Source organism: Nonomuraea sp. NPDC054003, assembly GCF_055585125.1.
In genome coordinates this window covers 196,901-217,700 of the sequence record NZ_JBVJKR010000001.1, presented here as the reverse complement: position 1 = coordinate 217,700, position 20,800 = coordinate 196,901, and the positions used below count along the sequence as shown (strand labels likewise).

The 20,800-nt window shown below is 70.8% G+C and carries 18 protein-coding genes and 1 pseudogene; 6 read left to right on the top strand and 13 right to left on the bottom strand.

Going from position 1 to position 20,800, the window contains the following annotated elements:
• From ACZ6YG_RS00850 to ACZ6YG_RS00835, 4 genes and pseudogenes are all read right to left on the bottom strand, one after another.
• Window positions 1-1,524: pseudogene (locus tag ACZ6YG_RS00850) on the bottom strand (hypothetical protein); the annotation flags it as partial.
• Window positions 1,521-2,333, bottom strand: coding sequence for a carbohydrate ABC transporter permease (locus ACZ6YG_RS00845; RefSeq protein ID WP_148030109.1), 813 nt, complete (start codon window positions 2,331-2,333; stop codon window positions 1,521-1,523). The pseudogene ACZ6YG_RS00850 and the gene ACZ6YG_RS00845, both read right to left, overlap by 4 nt.
• Entirely contained in the window at window positions 2,330-3,244 is a 915-nt protein-coding gene (locus tag ACZ6YG_RS00840; protein WP_364230304.1) for a carbohydrate ABC transporter permease, read from the bottom strand. Before ACZ6YG_RS00840 ends, ACZ6YG_RS00845 begins: the two co-directional genes overlap by 4 nt.
• Complete coding sequence (locus ACZ6YG_RS00835) at window positions 3,241-4,545, bottom strand: extracellular solute-binding protein (RefSeq protein WP_466016832.1); 1,305 nt, start codon at window positions 4,543-4,545, stop codon at window positions 3,241-3,243. The genes ACZ6YG_RS00840 and ACZ6YG_RS00835 overlap by 4 nt, the downstream gene beginning before the upstream one ends.
• A gap of 213 nt (window positions 4,546-4,758) precedes the next feature.
• On the opposite strand from ACZ6YG_RS00835, the gene ACZ6YG_RS00830 reads away from it, so the two are divergent.
• The 4 genes from ACZ6YG_RS00830 (at window position 4,759) to ACZ6YG_RS00815 (ending at window position 9,562) form a co-directional block, all read left to right on the top strand.
• Window positions 4,759-5,544: a DeoR/GlpR family DNA-binding transcription regulator gene (locus tag ACZ6YG_RS00830; protein ID WP_271279191.1), complete on the top strand. Its 786-nt coding sequence runs from the start codon at window positions 4,759-4,761 to the stop codon at window positions 5,542-5,544.
• Window positions 5,545-5,636: 92 nt separating this feature from the next.
• Window positions 5,637-7,205, top strand: coding sequence for an alkaline phosphatase D family protein (locus tag ACZ6YG_RS00825; RefSeq protein ID WP_466016831.1), 1,569 nt, complete (start codon window positions 5,637-5,639; stop codon window positions 7,203-7,205).
• A 12-nt stretch (window positions 7,206-7,217) separates the two neighbouring features.
• Window positions 7,218-8,123: a discoidin domain-containing protein gene (locus ACZ6YG_RS00820; RefSeq protein ID WP_466016830.1), complete on the top strand. Its 906-nt coding sequence runs from the start codon at window positions 7,218-7,220 to the stop codon at window positions 8,121-8,123.
• A gap of 14 nt (window positions 8,124-8,137) precedes the next feature.
• Window positions 8,138-9,562, top strand: coding sequence for an arabinose isomerase (locus ACZ6YG_RS00815; RefSeq protein WP_466016829.1), 1,425 nt, complete (start codon window positions 8,138-8,140; stop codon window positions 9,560-9,562).
• Window positions 9,563-9,610: 48 nt separating this feature from the next.
• Here ACZ6YG_RS00815 and ACZ6YG_RS00810 read toward each other — a convergent pair whose 3' ends face one another.
• Complete coding sequence (locus ACZ6YG_RS00810; RefSeq protein ID WP_148030103.1) at window positions 9,611-10,075, bottom strand: MarR family winged helix-turn-helix transcriptional regulator; 465 nt, start codon at window positions 10,073-10,075, stop codon at window positions 9,611-9,613.
• Between the two features lie 57 nt (window positions 10,076-10,132).
• Here ACZ6YG_RS00810 and ACZ6YG_RS00805 point away from each other — a divergent pair, with 57 nt between their 5' ends.
• Window positions 10,133-10,909, top strand: coding sequence for an alpha/beta fold hydrolase (locus tag ACZ6YG_RS00805; RefSeq protein ID WP_466016828.1), 777 nt, complete (start codon window positions 10,133-10,135; stop codon window positions 10,907-10,909).
• 39 nt (window positions 10,910-10,948) lie between these two features.
• Here ACZ6YG_RS00805 and ACZ6YG_RS00800 read toward each other — a convergent pair whose 3' ends face one another.
• Both ACZ6YG_RS00800 and ACZ6YG_RS00795 read right to left on the bottom strand, forming a co-directional pair.
• Entirely contained in the window at window positions 10,949-12,142 is a 1,194-nt protein-coding gene (locus tag ACZ6YG_RS00800) for an RNA-guided endonuclease InsQ/TnpB family protein (protein WP_466016827.1), read from the bottom strand.
• 205 nt (window positions 12,143-12,347) lie between these two features.
• A complete protein-coding gene (locus tag ACZ6YG_RS00795; protein ID WP_261808380.1) occupies window positions 12,348-12,899 on the bottom strand; it encodes a DUF1707 and DUF4870 domain-containing protein in 552 nt (183 codons plus the stop codon).
• Window positions 12,900-13,081: 182 nt separating this feature from the next.
• On the opposite strand from ACZ6YG_RS00795, the gene ACZ6YG_RS00790 reads away from it, so the two are divergent.
• Complete coding sequence (locus ACZ6YG_RS00790) at window positions 13,082-13,429, top strand: hypothetical protein (protein ID WP_148030100.1); 348 nt, start codon at window positions 13,082-13,084, stop codon at window positions 13,427-13,429.
• 939 nt (window positions 13,430-14,368) lie between these two features.
• Here ACZ6YG_RS00790 and ACZ6YG_RS00785 read toward each other — a convergent pair.
• The 6 genes from ACZ6YG_RS00785 to ACZ6YG_RS00760 all read right to left on the bottom strand — a co-directional run bounded on the left by ACZ6YG_RS00785 (window position 14,369) and on the right by ACZ6YG_RS00760 (window position 20,676).
• Window positions 14,369-15,712 carry a DUF4192 domain-containing protein gene (locus ACZ6YG_RS00785; protein ID WP_466016826.1) on the bottom strand — a complete coding sequence of 448 codons (1,344 nt, stop codon included), beginning with the start codon at window positions 15,710-15,712 and terminating at the stop codon, window positions 14,369-14,371.
• 144 nt (window positions 15,713-15,856) lie between these two features.
• The gene (locus tag ACZ6YG_RS00780) at window positions 15,857-16,585 is read right to left on the bottom strand and encodes an EI24 domain-containing protein (protein ID WP_187281025.1); all 729 of its coding nucleotides are present in this window, start codon (window positions 16,583-16,585) and stop codon (window positions 15,857-15,859) included.
• A 10-nt stretch (window positions 16,586-16,595) separates the two neighbouring features.
• Window positions 16,596-17,177 (bottom strand): Maf family protein, encoded by a 582-nt coding sequence (locus ACZ6YG_RS00775; protein WP_148030098.1) that lies wholly within the window; start codon window positions 17,175-17,177, stop codon window positions 16,596-16,598.
• A gap of 16 nt (window positions 17,178-17,193) precedes the next feature.
• Window positions 17,194-17,742: a DUF937 domain-containing protein gene (locus ACZ6YG_RS00770; protein ID WP_187281024.1), complete on the bottom strand. Its 549-nt coding sequence runs from the start codon at window positions 17,740-17,742 to the stop codon at window positions 17,194-17,196.
• A gap of 67 nt (window positions 17,743-17,809) precedes the next feature.
• Complete coding sequence (ftsH, locus tag ACZ6YG_RS00765) at window positions 17,810-19,753, bottom strand: ATP-dependent zinc metalloprotease FtsH (RefSeq protein ID WP_466016825.1); 1,944 nt, start codon at window positions 19,751-19,753, stop codon at window positions 17,810-17,812.
• A 38-nt stretch (window positions 19,754-19,791) separates the two neighbouring features.
• Complete coding sequence (locus tag ACZ6YG_RS00760) at window positions 19,792-20,676, bottom strand: hypothetical protein (RefSeq protein ID WP_466016824.1); 885 nt, start codon at window positions 20,674-20,676, stop codon at window positions 19,792-19,794.
• Window positions 20,677-20,800: the final 124 nt, after the last annotated feature.

The window sequence follows — 20,800 nt, the reverse complement described above, 5'->3', positions numbered from 1 at the left end:
CGAAGAGAGGTCCCGAGATCCGGCCGAGGCCGCCGCGGGGCGGGCCGGGTGGGCGTCGAGGAGAGACTGCGGGGGGTCGCCTACGGTGATGAGGAGGCCGCCGGCCGCGGCGAAGTCGGCGAGCCTGGTGGCGACGTCCTGGTCCAGCTCCGTGACGGCGGGCAGGATGATCGCGCGGTAGGCCTCGGTGGACACCGTGAGGCGACCGTCCGCGACGGTCGCCCGCTGTACCGAGTCCTCGTCGATGACGTCGGCGTCGAGGCCGAGCCGGTCGAGGACGCCGGGACGGGTGGCGAACCACGCCATGTCGCCGACGATCTCCCGGTAGACCTCGTCGGCGCGGGCGGCGGCCGCGTCCACGTGGCCCGTCCCGGTGCCCGCCTGCGCGGTGGCGGTGGGCAGCAGCACGGCGACGTCGCAGGCGTGGCGGCCCTGCGACAGGACCGCGCACAGACGGGTGACCGCGTCGGCGAAGACGCGGTGGTGACGCCAGTAGGGCTGACGCCAGTCGGTGGACGGCGGCGCCCACTCCCACCAGCCGCGCCGGGTCGTGTAGTAGACGGCGTGCGGGTTGTAGAGGGTGGCGCCGGCCCGCAGCCAGGGCAGCAGCCAGTCGAGGGTCTCCTCCAGCGTGCCGCCCCACCCGCTGGAGTGGAAGGCCTCGATCCAGGTGCGCGGTCTGCCGTACAGGTGGGCGAGCGAGGCATGCAGGCGGGCGTCGCCGTGGTGGTCGGAGCCGGGCGCGCCGAACCAGCGGTGGGTGCCGGCGTAGTCGGCGTACAGCTGCACGCCCGCCACCGGGTGTCCGGCGCGGGCCGGGTCCTGCTGGTCGCAGCCGTTCACCAGGCCGTGCCGTTCGTGCCAGCGCGCCAGCGGCCGGAAGAACGCCTCCTCGGCGAGCTCGGCGCGGGTGCGCTGGTAGGCCAGCCAGTCAGGGTCCTCGATCGTGAACGGCTCGCCGCGGCGGGCCAGGTGCTCCTCGGCGAAACGGGCCGACCAGGTGGGCAGGGTGGGCAGCTCGTCCTGGAAGGACCCGGCGATCACCCGGCCGAACCAGTGTCCCACCCGCCGCTCGAACTCGCCGTGCACCTTGTCGAGCAGCACCGCGCACGCCTCGGGCGACAGGTAGTCGAAACCGCGCGAGGTCACGGAGCCGTCGGGGGCCAGCCACTGACCGGCGAACTCCGGGCGCTCCGCCACCAGCCGCGCCTGCAGATCGGCGCCGGAGAAGCCGAGCTGGTCGTAGAACCACAGGCGGGCGCCCAGTTCGGCGGCGTCGGCGCAGACCCCGTCGAGCAGCTCCCACCACGCGTCCGACATGAAGGGCGGGTCGTCGGCGTCGGCGCCGAACGTCGGCCCCGAGGGCGCCAGGTTGAGGATCACCAGGTTGCGCACCCCACCCGCGACCAGGCGCTCCATCTGCCAGCGCAGCCGGTCGCGGCGCAGCGGCTCCCCGCTCCACCACCAGATGGCGGCCGGGGAGAACTCCGGGGGCGGCTCCCGCAGCAGGTCGTGGACGTTCATCCCTTGAGTCCGCTCGCGAAGCCCTTGATGACGTAGCGCTGCAGCGCCAGGAACACCAGCACGATCGGCAGCGCGCCGAGCACCAGGCCGGCGAAGACCAGGCCGTGCTGGGAGACGTACTGGCCCACGTAGGCGAAGACGCTGACCGGGACCGTCTCGTAGCCGGAGCCGCCGAGGTAGATCAGCGGCGTGAAGAAGTCGTTCCAGATGAAGACGGCGTTGAGGATCAGCACCGTGCCGGTGATGGGCCGCAGCAGCGGGAAGACGACCCGGGTGAACGCCACGAGGTGCGAGGCGCCGTCGATCTGGGCGGCGCTGGCGTAGTCGCGGGGCAGCGCCCGGATGAAGCCCGTGTAGAGGAAGACGGTGAAGGGCAGCTGGATGCCGGTGTAGAAGAGGATCATCCCGGCGTGCGTGCCGATCAGCCCGAGCTCGGTCACCAGCTGGTAGAGCGGGATCATGCCGAGCTGGAACGGCAGCACGATGCCCAGCAGGAACAGGATGTAGAGCCCGTACCCGAGGCGGGTCTTCACCCGGGCCAGGAAGTACGACGCGAACGAGCCGAGCGCGATGAGCGCCACCAGGCTGACCACCGTGATGACCGTGCTGTTCACCAGCGAGGGGCCCAGGGCCGCGGCCGTCCACGCGCTGGCGAAGTTGTCGGCCGTGGGCGGGTCCGGCAGGGCCAGCGGCGACTGCGAGATCTGCGCGGGGTCCTTCAGCGACAGCGACACCAGCGTGTAGACGGGGAACATGAACGCCACCGCTGCCGCGATCATCACGATCTCGAGCAGGAAGGTCCTTCTCATACGGTCACCTCGCGGTTGCGCAGGTAGTAGACCTGGACGAGGGAGACGGCCGCCACGAACAGGGCGAGCACCAGCGCGATCGCCGTGCTGTAGCCGAACTTGCCGAACACGAACGCCTGCTTGTAGAGCACCGTCGACAGCGTCTCGGTGGCGTAGCCGGGGCCGCCGTTCGTGGCCGCGAAGACCTGGTCGAACAACTTGAGCCCGCCGATCGTGGACAGCATCAGGTTGATCGTCACGGCGGGGGCCAGCAGGGGCCAGGTGACGTACCGGAAGCGCTGCCACGTGCCCGCGCCGTCGATCATGGCGGCCTCGTGCAGCTCCTTGGGCACGCCCTCCAGCCCGGCCAGGAAGATGACCATGGAGTATCCGGCGTACTGCCACACGACCATGCCGGCGATCGACCACAGCGCCACCGACGGGTCGCCCAGCCAGTCCACGCGCAGCCCGAGCAGGCCGTTCAGCCCCGCGGTGGGGTCGGGGTTGTAGATGTACTTCCACAGGAACGCCACCATGACGGGGCTGACCACGACAGGGGCGAAGAAGATCACCCGGAGCAGCGCCCGGCTCTTCAGCTTCGCGTGCACGCCGAGCGCCAGCAGCAGGCCGACGGCGTTCTGCACGAACACGATCGCCACGGTGAGCAGCAGCGTGTTGCCGATGGAGCCGAGGGCCTGTTCGTCGCCGAGCAGCGTGCGGAAGTTGGCCAGGCCCACGAACGACATGTCCTGGCCGATCCCGCTCCAGTCGGTGAACGCGTACACCACGCCGCTCGCCGCGGGATAGAGCACCACCAGCGCGTAGACCAGCAGCGCGGGCGCGGCGAACAGCCAGGGCGGAGCATCCGCGCTGACCCGCCGCCGCCCCGCGACGCGGGCGGCGCGGGCGCGGAAGGCAGTCAGGGGGGTCACTTCCGGTACGCCTCGTCCATCTTCTTCAGAGCCTCGTCGATCGTGGACTTGCCGGCGAGCAGCTCCTGGACCACCGCGAAGTGCACCGGCTGCACCTCGGCGTTGGGCCAGCGCTGGTCCATGAACGGCACCGCCCGGTCCTTGGTGAACGGCAGGAACGACTCCACGGCCGGGTCGACCTTGGAGGAGGCGTCCTGGGTGAGCGGGATGGCGGCGATGGCCTCGGCCCAGGCGTTGATGTTCTCCTGCTTGCCGAGGAAGTCGACGAACGCCTTGGCCTCCTCGACGCGCTCGCCCTTGGCGTTCGCGCCGAGCCCGACCACGACGCCCGCCGGGATCCACACCTCGGACGCCTGGTCGGCTCCGGGCAGCGGGAACATCGACAGGTCGTCCGGCGCGGAGGCGGCCTTGCGGAAGTCGGGCAGCACGGCCGACACCTGCACGGCCATGGCGGCCTTGCCGGAGGCGACCATGGAGGTCTGCTGCTCGAACGTGGTGCCGTTGACGTTGTCGTTGAAGAAGCCGCGCTTCTGCAGCTCCAGGTACATCTCCATGGCCTGGCGCCAGCCGGAGTCGGCGAAGGTGGCCTGCCCGGCGAGCTGCCTGTCGTCGAAGGCCGGGTCCTTGGCGTAGACGGTGGAGGGCACCAGCGCGTAGGTGATGAGCTGGGTGACCCACGGGGTCTGCGCGCCCAGCGCGATGGGCACCACGCCGGCCTTCTTCAGCTTGTCGCAGACCGACAGGAACTCGCTCCAGGTGGCCGGCGGCTCCTCGATGCCGGCCTTCTGGAACACCTTCTTGTTGTAGACCGCGCCGATGACCGACGAGCCCGCCGAGTGGATGTAGGTCTTGCCGTCGAGCTGGAAGGCGGGCTTGAAACCCTCGGGGATGGTCTTCGTCCACGCCTGGGCCGACAGGTCGGCCAGCAGCCCGGCCTGGGCGATCTGGGTCATCGACATCGCGCTGCCGTTGCCGGGGTACACGACGTACAGGTCGGGAGCGTTCCCGGCGCCGAGCTGGGTGCGCACCGACGTCTGCACCTGGTCGGTGGGGGCGTACGAGGCGGCGATCCGCACCGACGGCCGGGCCTGCTGATAGGCGGCCGCCAGCTTGTCCATCGGCGCCTTCTGGTCGGACACGCCGATGAACTTCAGCTCGGTCGTGCTCTGCCCGCCGGTGGTCGTGGTCGTGGTCTCCGGGCGGGTGGAGCAGGCGGTGACGAGGGTGGCGGCGGCCAGGCCGCCCATCATGCGCAGGAAGTTCCCCCGGCTCAGCCGGGCCTCACGCAGCAGGTCGGTCATTGTCTCTCCTCGGTCGTGCGGAGGGTTGTGATCCCCGGGAGGTGGTAGCCGATGCGAACGTTTTAACGACGGCTGCGCGAAGAACGGCGGGCCGCGAGTTTGTTAACTTACCAATCAAACTTGTTAAATCTGAGAGATGCCGGGAGACTACGAGTCGCCCAAGTTGGGTGTCAAGAGTAGAATTCGCAGCCCTCCGAGCAGGTGGAGACTCAGGTGAAGTCGCGGCCCCACACCTCCAGCAGGTCAGCGCGATGGCAGGGCATGGCCGAGCACATCGTGCGCCAGGGCTCCGTCTCCGTGACCGAGCTCGCCGAGAGCTTCGGGGTCAGCGTGATGACCGTCCACCGCGACCTCGACGAGCTGGAGCGCCAGGGGATGGTGCGCAAGGTCCGCGGCGGGGCCACCGCGCAGGCCAGCAACGTGTGGGAGAGCAACATCGCCTACCGGCTCAAGGCCCACACGGCGGAGAAGGACGCCATCGCGCGCGTGGTGGCGGGCATGATCGAGCCGGGCAGCTCGGTCATGCTCGACGACTCCACCACCGCGCTGGCCGTGGCCCGCCAGCTCCAGGAGCTCGCCCCGCTGACCGTGGTGACCAACTTCCTGGAGGCCATCAGGCTCCTGGCCGGCCATCCCGACATCCGGCTCATCGCGCTCGGCGGCGAATATCACGCCACGCATGACTCTTTTCTCGGTCTCGGCTGCGTCGACGCGGTCGAGGCGGTGAGCACCGACGTGGTGGTGGTCTCGACCTCGGCCATCTCCGAGAAGTACGCCTTCCACCAGGAGCAGGAGATCGTGCTGGTCAAGCGGGCGATGCTGGGCTCGGGCACCCGGCGCATCCTCGCCGTCGACGGCTCCAAGCTGGCCCGGGTGGCGCTGCACCGGGTGGCTCCGCTGGACGACTTCCACGTCGTGGTGGTCGACGCCAACGCCCCCGCCGACCTGCTCCAACGGCTCCGCGACCACCACGCGCACGTCGAGGTGGCGCAGTTGTAACGCCGAAGCTGTTATTTGTAACTTGAGGCTTGTTAAAACGATTGCATCTTGCTACAAAGTGAGGGCTTTCGCCCCCCACCTTAGGAAGCAACATGCACCGTCCCTCGCGACGATCTTTCCTTGGGCTCGGCGGCTCCGCACTCGCCCTCGCCTTCACCACCGACCTGGCCGACCCCTGGACCGCGCAGGCCGCCGTGAAGGGTGACTACCCCTTCCGGCTGGGCGTCGCCTCCGGGGACCCGCTGCCCGACCGGGTCATCCTCTGGACGCGCCTGGCGGCCGACCCGTTACAGCCACTCGGCGGGCTGCCGTTCGCCAAGCTCAAGGTCGAATGGGAGATCGCCGAGGACGAGGGGTTCACCCGGCGAGCCCGCCACGGCTCCGCCTGGGCCCGCCCCGAGTACGGCCACTCCGTCCACATCGACGCCAAGGGCCTGGAGCCGGGCCGCGAGTACTTCTACCGCTTCCGCTCCGGCGGTGAGATCAGCCCCACCGGCCGCACCAAGACCGCGCCGGCCCCCGGCAGCAGCCCGGACTCGCTGCGGCTGGCCTTCGCCTCGTGCGCCTCCTGGCCCGACGGCTACTACACCGCCTACCGCCATCTCGCCGACGAGAACCCCGACGTGGTCTTCCACCTCGGCGACTACCTCTACGAGTACGGCATCCGGCCGACGGGCGGGAACCGCGACATCCCCGTACCCGAGCAGTACCGGGTGCAGTGCGACACCCTCGACCGCTACCGGATCCAGTACGGCCTCTACAAGAGTGACCCCGACCTGCAGGCCGCCCACCACCGGGCGCCGTGGATCGTCACCTGGGACGACCACGAGGTGCTCGACAACTGGGCCGGCCGGCACGGTCCCGGCGGCGACGTGACCGAGCAGGACTACCTGGTGATCCGCGCCAACGCCTTCCGCGCCTTCTGGGAGAACATGCCCGTCAGGGTGCCTCCCGTGGAGGGCCCCGACGCCCGGATCTACCGCAGGTTCACCTTCGGCGACCTGGCCGAGTTCAACGTGCTCGACACCCGGCAGTACCGCGACGACCAGGTCTGCGGCGACGGCCAGCGGATCGGCTGCGAGGAGCGTCTCGACCCCGCGCGGCAGATGCTCGGCGCCGAGCAGGAGACGTGGCTGCTCGACGGCCTGGCCGCCTCCCCCGCCAAGTGGAACGTGCTCGCCCAGCAGATCGCCATGATCCAGCTCGACTTCGACCCCGGCCCCGCCCAGCAGCTCAGCATGGACCTCTGGGACGGCTACAAGGCCGCCAAGGACCGCGTCGTCAACGGCATGGTGGACCGCCAGGTGAGCAACCCCGTCGTGCTGACCGGCGACATCCACTACAACCTCGCCGGGGAGCTGAAGCAGAACTTCGACGACCCGTCCTCCCGCACCGTCGGCGTGGAGTTCGTCTGCACCTCGATCACCAGCGGCGGCAACGGCAACCCGGACACCGGACTGCCGCCCGGCGGCAGCGACCCCGTCAACCCGCACCTGAGGTTCTCCAGTTACCAGCGCGGCTACGTCTCCTGCGAGGCCACCCGCGACCAGTGGCGGGCCGACTACAAGGTCATCCCGTACGTGGACCGGCCCGGCGCCCCCGTGTCCACCAGGGCCAGCCTGGTCACCCTCGACGGCGCCCCCGGCCTCAACGCGCTCTAGGAAGGAACGATCATGCGTCACCTCACCGCCGCGCTGGCCGCCGCCGCCCTCACGCTCACCACCGCCGCCGCCTGGGACCCCGCCCCCGCTCCCACCCCCGAGCCGCCGCCCGCGGTGCTGATGAAGGTCAAGCCGGGATCCGCCAAGGGCTCCGGCAAGCTCACCCCCGTCGCGGGCGCCGACCGGATCGTCGCCCTCCTCGGCGCCGACCCCTCCTGCCCCGCCCGGGTGGACATCGGCCTGCGCAGCGACGCCAAGAAGGCCCGGTACGCCACCATGGACGTGGAGATCGACCGGCCGCTCACCGCCTCCCGCACGATGCTGACCAGCTACCTGCCGCCGGGCTACGAGGTCCGCACGAAACTGCTCGTCACCCCGCCTCCCGGCACCGCGGAAGGCTCGTACGAACTGCGTCTGCGGACCCCGTCGCAGACAGTGAAGGTGCCGGTCGAGGTCGTCTCCGTGGACAGCCTCGACAACGGCGGCAACCACGCGCTGCGCCGCCCGGTCACCGCCTCCTCCCAGCACGCCAACGCCAACTACCCGGCCTGCAGCATCGTGGACGGCGACCGCTCCTCCAGCGGCTGGGCCGGAGGCAACGGCTGGAACGACGCCACCTCCCGCTCCTGGCCCGACACCGTCGCTGTCGAGCTGGGCGGCGCCCGGCAGATCTCCCGCGTGGACCTGTACACGCTCGACTCCGAGCGCTACCCGGCCGCGCGCTACGGGTTGCGCGACTGGGACGTCCAGGCGCGGGTGGCCGGCCAGTGGCAGACCGTCGCCCAGGTACGCGGCAACATCGCCGGCGCCGTGCAGTCCGGTTTCGCGGCCGTCACCGCGGACGCCGTCCGCATCGTGGCGCTCGCCTCGAACGGCGCCAACGACTACACCCGGATCGTCGAAGTCGAGGTCCGTTGACGAAGGAGGCTCCGATGAGCACGTTCACCCGCATCACCCCGCCCCGCGTCAAGGTGGGGCTGGTGGCCGGAGGGCTGGGAGCGTACTGGCCGCAGTTCCCCGACCTCCTCCCCCAGCTCCAGCGCTCGGCCGCGCGCGTGTCGGAGCGGATGGGGGAGTTCGACGCCGAGATCGTCGACGTCGGCTTCATCTCCGACGCCCAGGAGGGCGCGGCCGCGGCCGAGAAGCTCAGGGCCGCCGGCTGCGACCTCATCGTCGGGTTCCTCACGACGTACATGACGGCCACCATGCTGGCGCCGATCGCGCAGCGCAGCGGCGCCCCCATGCTGCTGATCAACCTGCAGCCGACCGAGTCGATGGACCACGCCACCTTCGACACCGGCCAGTGGCTGGCCTACTGCGGGGCGTGCCCGCTGCCGGAGATGGCCAACGCGTTCACCCGGCTCGGCATCCCGTTCCGCTCGGTGTCGGGCTACCTGGAGGACGAGCGGGCGTGGCAGAAGATCGGCCGCTGGGTGCGGGCGGCCGGCGTGCGCGCCGCGCTGCGCCGGGGACGGCACGGCCTCATGGGCCACCTCTACCCCGGCATGCTGGACGTCGCGACCGACCTCACCCTGGTCACCGCGAACCTCGGCGGGCACGTGGAGGTGCTGGAGTTCGACGACCTGCGCGTCCGCGTGGAGAAGGTGACCGACGGCGACGCGGACGAGCGCGTCAAGCTCGCCCGCGAGGTGTTCGAGCTGGACGCCTCCGTCGACGACGACGACCTGGCCTGGGCGGCCCGGGTGTCCGTCGGCCTGGACCGGCTGGTCGAGGACTTCGAGCTGGACAGCCTCGCCTACTACCACCGCGGCCTCGACGGCGAGATCCACGAGCGGCTCGGCGCGGGCATGATCCTCGGCTCGTCGCTGCTCACCGCCCGCGGCATCCCGGCCGCCGGGGAGTACGAGCTGCGCACCAGCCTGGCGATGCTCATCATGGACCGGCTCGGCGCCGGCGGCTCGTTCACCGAGCTGCAGGCGCTCGACTTCCACCGCGGCCACGTCGAGATGGGTCACGACGGCCCGGCCCACCTGGCGATCAGCGCCCGCAAGCCGCTGCTGCGCGGGCTCGGCGTCTACCACGGCAAGCGCGGCTGGGGCGTGTCGGTCGAGTTCGACGTCAAGCACGGGCCGGTCACCGTGTTCGGGCTGCGCCAGGCGCGTGACGGCGGCTACGGGTTCGTCGTCTCGGAGGGCGAGGTCGTGGACGGGCCGCTGCTGCGGATCGGCAATACCACCTCCCGGGTGGACTTCGGCTGCGACCCCGGCGAGTGGACCGACGAGTGGAGCGCCACCGGCATCTCCCACCACTGGGCGCTGGGCACCGGTCACCGGGCCGCGGACCTGCGCGCCACGGCCGACCTCCTGGGCGCGAACCTGGTCCACGTCCAGCCTTGACCCGCCCTCGGGGTCCGGCGGGCGGCCCGCCCGCCGGACACCGACGCCTCAGTCGACCTCCACGTCGTCGAGGAGCCGGAGCAGGCTGGAGAGCACGCGGACGCAGGCGTCGACCTCGGCCCCGGTCACGTGCTCGCCGACCGGGGCCAGCATCGCGCGCTCGCGGTCGATCAGGGCGGTGATGGCGGCGCGGCCCGCCTCGGTCATCCGTACGAGCGAGGACCGCTTGTGCGCCGGGTTGGCGACGAACTCCACCAGCCCCAGCGCGGCCGCGTCGTTGCTCATGCGCTGCACGAACTGGCGGCTCAGCGCCTGGGCCCGGCCCATCTGGGGGACGGTCATGGGCCCGTGCTCGCGCAGCATGTTGAGCACGGCCCGGACCCCGACCGACAGCCCTTCGACGGGCGCGTCCTGCTCCACCTTGCGGTGGGCACGCCGGTAGAGCGGCCCCACGAGGTCGAACACCTCGATGAGCCGGTCGGGCAGCTCTCCGGGAACCGCTGTCTCACTCACTCCACCATGATGACACCTGGGTTGCCATTCTCGCCACAGAATGACACCTTGGTTGTCATGGATGACTTGTTCTGGATCGACACCGGCACCGGCCGCCCGCTCGTCCTCCTGCACGGCGGCTTCCTGGACCACCGCATGTGGGAGGACCAGATCCCGGTGTTCGCGGAGGAGTACCGCGTCATCGCGCCCGACGCCCGCGGCCACGGCCGGTCCGCCAACGCCACCGGGCCGTACCGGCTCACCGACGACCTCGCCGCCCTGCTGCGCCACCTGGACACCGGCCCCGCGATCCTCGTGGGGGTCTCCATGGGAGGCGCCCTCGCCGTAGACACCGCGCTGGAGCACCCCGACCTGGTCAGCGCCGTGGTCGTCAGCGGGGCGGGGACCAGCGAGCCCTACTTCACCGACCCGTGGACCACCCGGGCCATGGCCACCTGGCACGCCGGGATGGCCGCCGGGGATCTGGACGCCTCGGTCGAGGGGTTCATGCTCTTCGCCGCCGGGCCGCACCGCTCGCTCGGCGAGCTCGATGCCCAGGTCGTGAGCCGCCTGCGCCGCATGGCCGTGGAGACCATGTCCAAGCACGGCGCCGGCGAGCCCGACCACCTCGTCCCGGTCCGCGACACCTGGGAACGCGTCCCCACCATCGGCGTCCCCGTACTGGCCGTCAACGGCGCCGCCGACTCCCCCGACCACATCGGCATGGCGGAACGCCTCGCCGGCGCGGTGGCCGACGGCCGCGCGACCTCGATCGACGGGGCCGCCCACTACCCCAACATGGAACGCCTGGACGCCTTCAACAGGATCCTCGGAGACTTCCTGCGCACCGTTTGACATCCTCCCCGTGCTGAAGCACGGGGATTCCAACCGCAACTACCCCACGAGGAGGAGGTCGCGTTGAGGTTCGCGGTGCACCGGCCCGGCAACCCGTGGCCCTTCCCGCGCAGACACGGCATGCCCTGCCGCGTATGCGATGTTCCTGGCCGCGTTCACATCAGCGTTGCAGACGTATCCACACGACCGGCACCGGTAACGCGCTTGGCTCTCACGCGCTACCCGGTCCACGATCCCGCACGCCGAGCACCGCTGACTCGTGTACGCGGGGCTGACCTTCACCACCCGCCCGGGCGCCTTGTCCTCCAGGCGTCGGACGAGACCGCCCCATCCGGCGGCCAAGATCGACCGGTTCAGCCCCGCCTTGGCCCGGACATTGCGGCCCGGCGCGTCCACGGTGCCGCGCGCCGACCGGGCCATGGCACCGATCTTCAGGTCCTCGACGGCGATCACGTCGAACCGCCGGGCGAGGCCCGTACTGACCTTCTCCACCCAGTCCTCGCGCCGGTCGCTCTCGCGCGCCTTCACCCGGGCGATGGCGGCCTTGACCTCTGCACGCCGGTTCGATCCGCGCCTGGCCCTGGCGAGCTTGCGCAGCAGCCGCCGAAGGCGTGCCTTCTCCGTGTCGCGCAGCCCGGGAGCGTTCAGCATCTCTCCGGTGGACAAAGCGGCCGACACGGCCACACCCCGGTCCACGCCGACGACCTCGCCCGTACCCGGCGCCGGGGCGGGATCGGGGATGGCGGCGAACGCCACATGCCACCGCCCGGCGCGGTCGCGGGTGACGCGGTACGACTTCACCCTGTCAGGAACGGCGCGCGACCAGCGGAAACGGATCCAGCCCACCTTCGGAACCCTCACCTCGCCCACGTGCCGAGACAGGCGGCGCACATCACCCGCTTTGACGGCGACGATCCGGAACCCCTCACCCCGCCCACGCCTGCGCCATGCCGGACGCCTATGGGTTCCGCCGAAGTAGTTAGCCATGGCCTGCGCGAAGTCCTTCAGCGCCTGCTGCTGAACGATGATCGACCCGGTGCGCAACCACGCGAACGCTGCCCGCGCCTCGGTCAACTGGCGGCACTGCTCGGCGAACCCCGGCGCGGACATACGTCCCGGCTTCCAGCAAGCGTGCTGCTCAACCGCGAGATTCCACACATACCCGGCGTGCCCGCAGTGCTCCAGCAGTGCCTGCTCCTGGGCGGGCGAAGGCTGGAGCCGGTAGCGGGACACGCCGATCAAACTACCGACCACCACCGACAAAACCGGGAGACCGCAGTGTCCGGCCGTTCCGGCTTTCCTCCCCGCCCTGAAGGACGGGGCCTCCAGCCTGTCGGTGTCCGATGACACCGCGTCCGCGCGCCTCGGCCGGGAAAGGGAAAACCCGCCTTCGTGTGAAGGCGGGTCCGTGGTCGTTCGCCGGGCGTTTCGACGGTGGTCACTTCACCAGGCGGATCGTCATCGGGTAGCGGTAGTCGCCGCCCGACAGGGCCGAGACGCCCGCCACGATGGACAGGACGACGCCGACCACCCAGATGACCGGCACCAGCACCAGACCGATGATCGTGATCGGGAGCAGGATGGACGCCCCCGTGATCGTGAGCTGGAAGTTGAGCGCCTCGACCGCGTGACGCCGGATGTACGGCGAGGTCTTGCCGGCCGTCAGCATCAGGATGAGCGGCCCGATGATCGGGAACCCGACCAGGGTCAGCAGGTGGGCCGCCGAGGCGCCGAGTCGCTCGTTGCTCTCGGGCTCGGCCGTGAAGCGGGGCGCGGGCGCCTGCGGCGCGGCGAAACGGGGCACGCCGTTGGGGCCGTAGAGCTCCCTCATGATCGGCATGAGGTCGCCGTGCGTACGCGCCGTCATGGCGCGCTCCAGCCGGTCGTCGAACTCGATCTTGTCGAAGCGGCCTTCGGCGTAGGCGGCCTTGACGTGCTCCACGACGTGCTCCCGATCCTGGTCGGTGACGCGCAGCTCAGTCTGCGGCACCTGTCCCGGCCTCGAGGGTGTGGGTACCCCAGTCATCACAGCCATGCCTCTCCCTACGGGATACGAACGGTCTCTTCCCATACTGCTCGACCGGGGGTGGTCGTGGGCATCGGGAGAATCCCGGATGTATCCCCGAGATCTTCCCCGACGCGTCGAAGCGTTTGACGGTATAAAAAGGACTCATGAGATGGCGAGATCGCTACGGCCTCCGGCGGCTGCGTGGCAAAAAGATCGCGAAGTTCGATCGCGAGGCCACCGACGCCGACATCGAAGCGCTCATCGCCTTCGCCAAGTCGCGGCGCGGCGTCGAGTTCTACGTCGAGCCCGAGACCTTCGCGACGGACACCACCGCGGTCGCAGTAGCCGACGACGGCGAGTGGACCCGGCGCAGGGTCGGATCACCCGCAGTGATCCACAAGGTGGCCCGTGACCTGGCGCTGCCGGTGTATGACGTGCAGCTGACCGGCTATCCACAGCGCATGCGCAGCTACAACGAGCGCCGCAAGCGCGAAGGAGGCGAGCAACTCTAGCGCCACCCGGCGCTGAGGGAGCAAGCAGCACCACCCGGCGCGAAGAGAGCAACCAGCGCCGTCCGCGCGAAGGGTGCGAGCAGCACTAGCGCCGCCCAACGCGAAAGGCAGCGAGCAGCGCCGTCCGCGCGAAGAGAGCGACCAGCGCCGTCCACGCGAAGGGTGCGAGCAGCACTACCCGCACGAAGGGGGAGCAGTTCTGCTCGCGCGAAGGGGTGAGCAGCATTAGCGCCGCCCGCCGCGACGAGAGCATGGCACCCCGACCTGCCGGCCCGCCGCCACCCACCGGACGAAGACACCCCACCTCGGTCGCCCACCCGAACTGTCACCCCGCCGTCTGAGCCACCACCCTGGCCGCCTCAGCGAAAACACTCGCCCCACCGTCCTAGAAGACCCAACCCCCAACGTCCTTAAAGACCCACTCTGGCTGGTAGCGTCCCCTAGGGCGGTGCGATCCTTCACCCGCACAGCCCTGTTCGCCCAGGTAGGTCACGCACGATGAGATCGTTGATCCCACTCGGCGGGGCACCCAGACAGGCTGAGGCATCACCCGGCACGATCCTGACAGGCGTATACATTGCCCGGCACGATCCTGACAGGCGTAGACATCTCCCGGCACGATCCTGACAGGCGTAGACATCTCCCGGCACGATCCTGAAGGGCGTAGACATCGCCCGAGCCACCTGGGACAGGCTGAGACACCACCTCGCGAACCACTCAGGCAGGCACACCCGCACGACGCTGCTGGGGTAGACATCCCGAACCACGCGGACAGGCTGATAAACCATCCCGCGAACTACGCGAACAGGCACACCCCGCACGACGCGTAGACATCGCCGGACTACCCGGGACTCGCTGAGACACCCCCCAATGACCTCGACCGGCGAGAGCACCACCCTGCGTCATTTCACTCGGCGAGGACGCAACCCTGCGGCACCGTCATGTGGTCTTCTCATCCGCGAGGTCCGGAGTACCAGTACTGGGCCACGTGTCACTCGGGAAGGCGGACGGGCCGAGATCGCCCGCCTGGAGCGCATCTGGCTCGGGATGGTGCTCGATCAGGGCGAGGAGGGGCTGGAGCCAGGACGCCCTGGGTTCCCCCATCGCGGCGTCGAGTTCGTCAGGGGCGGGCATCCGGCCATCGAGGACCGCCGGCGGCAGCAGGTGTTGCAGGGCGTGCATGAGCAGGTTGGCCATCGAGTAATGAGGATCGATCGCCAGGGCCCGCTCCAGCGCGATCGTGGCCAGAATGCTGTCACCGGCCCGCCACCCTGCCATGGCCAGAAGGGACGCCACCGGAGGAATGAAGGCGGGCTCCAGCCGACGCGTGAGGTCCTTCCACAGGCCGATGTGGGAGTCGTCCATCAGAGTCCAGGCTTCGTCCCGAACCCTGATGACCGCGAGGGCGAGGCCCAGCCTCGCGGCCTCGGCGTCATCGAGCCGGTCACCAGCGGCGGCACGCGCCAGAGCCGCCCGGACCCGTGCGAGCCCTTCGGCCACGAACACCCCGGCGAATTCATCAGAGGCAGAGACGGCGCCACCAGAAACAGGATGAACGGCAGAGACCGCACCGCCAGATACGCCGGACACAGCGGAGCCCGGCCCCGAGTCGGCGACGTCGGAGACGGCCCCAGCCCCGACGCCGCAAGCGCCAGCCATCGGGGAGACAGCGCCACCAGAGACAGGATGAACAGCGGAGACCGCGCCGCCGGAGGTCGTGGTGAGGGCTGTGCGCAGGGTGTGGATCGCGTCGGCTGTCGCGCGGCGCATCGCGAGACGTACCGGGCCGGTGGCCGGGGCGATGGTGCGTTGGAGGGTCTGGCGGTCGGGGAGGGCGACGAGGCCGCGGACGGTGGCCTCGGCGGCCACGCGGCTGCTCCGCGGGTCGTACGGGGTGCCTTCCGGCGGGCAGCAGGTGGCGCTGTCGCACACGTAGGACCAGTAGCGGCCGTCGTGGGCGCGCAGTGCTTCCGCCACCTCGACGCCCGCCCCGGCGGCGATCGCGGTGGCCTCGTCGACGGCCGGGGTGACGGCCTCTCCCGGGCCGTAGCCGACGACGACCACCTGGGACACCTCCTCCCGTTCGAACAGCGCGGTCAGGGGGGCGAGGGTGCCCGGCGGCATGGGGACGTTCCAGCGGGCGGCCACCTTGGCCCGGCTCTGGGCCAGGCCGACCACGATGAGGCTGTCGGCCGGGTGGAAGCCGACGAGGTAGGGCACGGCGGCGAGGATGTCGGCCGGGCTGGTGAGGGTGAGGCAGGTGGCGGAGATGTCGGTCGTCATGGGCACAGAGCGTGCCGCGCGCCGGGCCCCGGGAAGGCGCCGATAACAGGTTCTGTGGACAAGCAGCACCGCGGCCGAACGCCTGTGGATCTGAGGGGGAAGCGCCGCCAACCGGTTCTGCGGACGAGCGGCGCCGCCTGTGAACTACGGCGCGAGGCGCTCCCGTACCATGAGCGCGGCGCCCGCGACCGCCGCCGGCATCGCCACGACCGCCACCAGCGGCACCATGAACAGCAGGAACACGGCCACGCCGAAGCCGAGCGCCACGGGCAGGTTGCCGCGCAGCAGGCGGAAGCGGTCCTTGCGGAGCAGCCCGCGCCGCTCCATGCCGAGCGTGCTCAGCTCGACCGTCAGGAAGAAGCCCGAGACGGCCGCCCCGAGCACCGGCACCACGGTCTGCCCGAGCACGGGCACGAAGCCGAGGAAGAACAGCGGCACGGTGAACATCAGCACGAACATCAGCGTCACGAGGCTGTCCTTGACGGACCGCGGCAGGGTGCGCCACCAGGGCTGCCCGTCGGCCTCCTCGACGCCGTCGACCTTGGCGGAGAGCTTCTCGTAGAACGGCTCCCCGATGGTGAGGGTGATCGCCGCGAAGGTCACCACCGCCAGCGCCAGCCCGCCGAGGAACAGCGCGATCGCGACCGTAACCCGGAACGCCTGGGCCCAGGACCACGAGTCGGCGAACGGGGTCATGAACTCGGCGAGGCTCAGGGCGTTGGTGCCGAGCAGGATCAGCGCCACCACGTAGACGGCGAACGCGATCACCGCCGGGATGAGCCCGAACAGCCACCACCGGCCGTTCCTCGCCACCCAGCCCACGCCTCGCAGGAAAAAGCCGACACCGGAGCCGAAGTCGCGCAGCGATCGCATGTCCGGCAGGCTAGCGCCAGAACGAGGTGACCGCGTAACCAAGCTCGTCGAAAAGCTCGCGCAGCAGCGGCAGCGAGATGCCCAGCACGGTGCCGTGGTCGCCCTCGATGCCCTCGACGAACCAGCCGCCGCGCCCTTCGATGCTGAACGCGCCGGCGAGGCTGAGCGGCTCGCCGGTGCCGACGTAGGCGGCGATCTCCTCCTCGGAGGGGCTGCCGAAGTGGACGACGGTGGTCGCGGTCTCGGCGACCTGCCTGCCCGCCGCCACGTCGATCACGCAGTGGCCGGTGACGAGCCGCCCGGTGCGGCCGCGCATGATCCGCCAGCGGTCGAGCGCCTCCTCCTGGGTGGCGGGCTTGCCGTAAGGGCGGCCGTCGAGCTCCAGGATGGAGTCGCAGCCGATGACCAGGCCGTCGCCCAGCCCGGCGGCGACCGCCTCGGCCTTGGCCCTGGCCAGGACGAGGCTGAGCGCGGCGGGGGTGTGAGCGCTGAACGCGTCTTCGTCGACCCCGCTCACGATCACTTTGGGGTCGAGGCCCGCGTTGCGCAGCAGGGCCAGGCGGGCGGCGGACGCGGAGGCCAGAACGATCACCGGACCAGCTTACCCGTCACCAGGCGGGGCCCCGCGCGCCCCTGGTGGTGTGCGGCTCGGGCAGGTCGCCGAAGGCGTCGGCGAGGAGGGCGGCCAGCTCGTCGGGCAGGGTGGCGCGCTCGCGGGCCAGCTCGGCGGCCATCTCCTCGGTGGTCATGTCGAGCTCCCCCGCCCGGATGGCGAGCAGGGACATCACCATGGGCGCGAGCAGCGCCAGCAGCCGCATGACGGCGCCCGGGTCGAGGCCGGACAGCCGGGCCAGCCCGTACGCGACGGTCTCGGTGCCCTGGCCGCCGAGCACGTGCGCGAGGATGTTCTGGCCGTCGCGGGCCAGGGAGGCGACGTCTCCGTTGAACGGGTCGGCGTCGGTGTGCTCGTCGAGCGCGGCGCGCAGGGCCTCGGCTCCGTCAGGGTGCTCGGCGTCGCGGGCCATGCCACCGACGATCATCCCGGAGGCGGCCGCGATCGCGTCGCGGGCCCTGCCGGCGTCGGTCGCCAGCATCCCGCCGATCTGCTCCAGGCCGGGATCGCCGAGTTCGGCGAGCAGCCGGTCGGTCAGTCTCACGGCAGTCCCCCTGATCCTCGTCCGGGAGACCTTCCCCGCCCGGCCTCCGGTTAAGTCCGGGGGCGTCCTAACTTTTGGCCAACTCCCCCGGCTCGGCGTCGAGGACGGGTTCCCGCAGCCCGGCGGCGGTGTAGGCGCTGTCCTCGTCGAGCGTCTCGTGCTCCAGGAGGGCGGCCACGATGCCTTCGAGCTTGGCTCGGTTCTCGCGCAGGATGCGGACGGCGTCGTCGTAGCACTCGTCCACGATCCGCCGCGCCTCCTCGTCCACGATGGCGAGCGTGGCGGGCGAGGCCTGCGGCTGCTGGCCGTCGTTGGACAGGATCGTGAGCGGGCCGACCTTCTGCGACATGCCCCAGCGGCCCACCATGCCGCGGGCGATCATGGTGACCTGTTCGAGGTCGCTCTCGGCGCCGGTGGTGATGACGCCGTAGATCACGTCCTCGGCCGCCATGCCGCCGAGCGCGCCCGTGATGCGGCCGCGCAGGTAGCGCTCGTCGTAGGCGTAGCGGTCGGTCTCGGGCGTGGAGAGGGTGACGCCGAGCGCCCGGCCGCGCGGGATGATGGAGATCTTCCTGACCGGGTCGGCGCCCGGCAGCAGCATGCCGAGCAGGGCGTGACCCGCCTCGTGGTAGGCGGTCCTGACCCGCTCCTCCTCCGGCATGACGATGCTGCGGGCGGCGCCGAGCTGCAGCTTCTCCAGCGCGTCGGCGAAGTCGGCCGTGCCGACCTTCTCCTTGCCGCGCTTGGCGGCGAGCAGCGCCGCCTCGTTGACGAGGTTGGCCAGGTCGGCGCCGGTCATGCCGGGCGTGGTCTTGGCGATCCGGTCGGCGCCGACGTCAGGCTCCAGCGGCACGCCCCGGGTGTGCACGCCGAGTATCGCCGCGCGGCCGGCCGCGTCGGGCAGCCCGACCTGCACCGTACGGTCGAACCGGCCGGGGCGCAGCAGCGCCTGGTCGAGGACCTCGGGCCGGTTGGTGGCGCCGATGACGATGACGCCCTCGACGCCGGAGAAGCCGTCCATCTCGGTGAGGATCTGGTTGAGCGTCTGCTCGCGCTCGTCGTGGCCGCCGATGCCGCCCGCGCCGCCGCGGGCGCGCCCGATGGCGTCGATCTCGTCGATGAACACGATCGACGGCGCGACCTTGCGCGCCTCCTCGAACAGGTCGCGTACGCGGGAGGCGCCGACGCCGACGATCATCTCGATGAACTCGGAGGCGCTGGCCGAGAAGAACGGCACGTTCGCCTCACCGGCCACGGCCCTGGCCAGCAGCGTCTTGCCGGTGCCCGGCGGGCCGGCGAGCAGCACGCCCTTGGGCAGCTTGGCGCCGAGCCTGCGGTACTTGGCCGGGTCCTTGAGGTAGTCGACGATCTCGACGAGTTCGTTCTCCACCTCGTCGATGCCGGCCACGTCGTCGAACGTGACGCGCACCTTGCCCGCCTCGACCGGCTTGGCGGCCTTCGACTTGCCGAGGCCGCCGACTCCGCCGCCCATCATGCCCGCGCCGCGCCGCATGATCCAGATCCACAGGCCGGCCAGGAGCAGCACGGGGAAGAACGCCAGCAGCAGGTTGAGGAAGAAGCCCCGGCCCGTGCTGAGCGGCTCGGCCCTGATCTCCACCGCGGCGGTCTGCAGCTGCTGGGAGAGCTGGTCGGTGTCGGCGAAGGTGGGGATCTCGGTGCGGAACTCGGTGTAGGACTGGTTGCCGCTGTCGGGGTCGTTGGCCGCCGACTTGAGCTGGCCCTCCACCGACAGGCCGGTGGCGTAGATCTCCTTGACGTTCTTGGCGGTCACCTGCTGGGTGAACTGGGTGTAGGAGATCGTCTCCCTCTCGCCGCTGTCGAAGAACGACGACACCAGGAAGAACACGGCGTAGACGGCCAGCAGGGTGGCCACGAACCGCCACCAGTTGATCTTGGGGCGGCCTCCGGGGGTGCCGGGGAGCCCTTCGGCCCGCCACGGTCGCTTGGTCTTGCCGTTCTCCGATGATCGCGGCGCCCCAGAGCGTTCCACGGCGTCGTCACTCCCCAAAATCGCCGCCCTTCATGATCTCAGCGTAGGACGCGCACCCCGGCGATCGCGTGAGGAATGTCGCGCCACCTGTTGCGTTGCGTGTCCGGCACTGTGATGAACACCAGTCCCGGCTTGCTCATTCCGCCGTCCACGACCATCACGGCCGCGCGGGAGCTGCGCTTGCCGTACGTGACCTGGTAGAGCAGCGTCCAGCCGTCCTTGATCCGCTGAGAGCCGAGCCAGCGGATCTTGGAGCCCTCGGGGTGGTGGTTGAGCGTCCACCGGGCGGCCAGCAGGGCGGTGTCGCGGTCGGACTTCTGCGCCTCGATCGGCACCGGGCAGCTGACCAGCATGCCGCGCGGGCCCTTGCTCGGCTTGGGCAGCACCTGCCGGCTGGTGAACGGGGCGGGTCCGTACGACTTCCAGGGCTTGGGCAGGTTGGGCACGGCGAGGCCGGTGCGCTTGTCCTTGATGACGCTCTTGCCGGCGCGGGGCAGCTTCAGCCGCTTGACCTTGGCGGGCAGGCGGGGCAGGCGCTCGTCCGCGTACAGGGCCTCCATCGCGGTGTAGCCGGGCGCGAGCGACGTGCCGGGGGTGGGAGTGGGGCGGGGCGCCGGATCGTCGCCCGAGACGCCCGAGGCGGGCTCGACGGTGGCCTCCGCGGTCGGCCCCGCGGTGGCCTCGACGGTGGCGCCCGCGGTGGCCTCGACGGTGGCGCCCGCGGTGGCTTCGGCGGTGGCGCCCACAGTGGTGCCGACGGAGGCTTCGGCGGTGGGCGGGCCGGACGAGACGGGTACGGCCGATGGCGCGGCGACCGGCCGGGCGCCGGTCTCGTCCGGCCGCGAGGGAAGCGCCAGGACCACCCCGACGGCGGCGACCGCCACCGCCGCGACCACGGCGAGTCCCCGGTAGATCGCCCCCATCCGGATGTCTCCGATGCGGGAGCGTCTGGGCGGCGAGGCAGGGATTCCCGGGCGGTCTTCGGTTCTCACGCGGGAACCTCTGGTCTCATCAACCCCATCGAGCACGAACCGGAGCGTACGACAA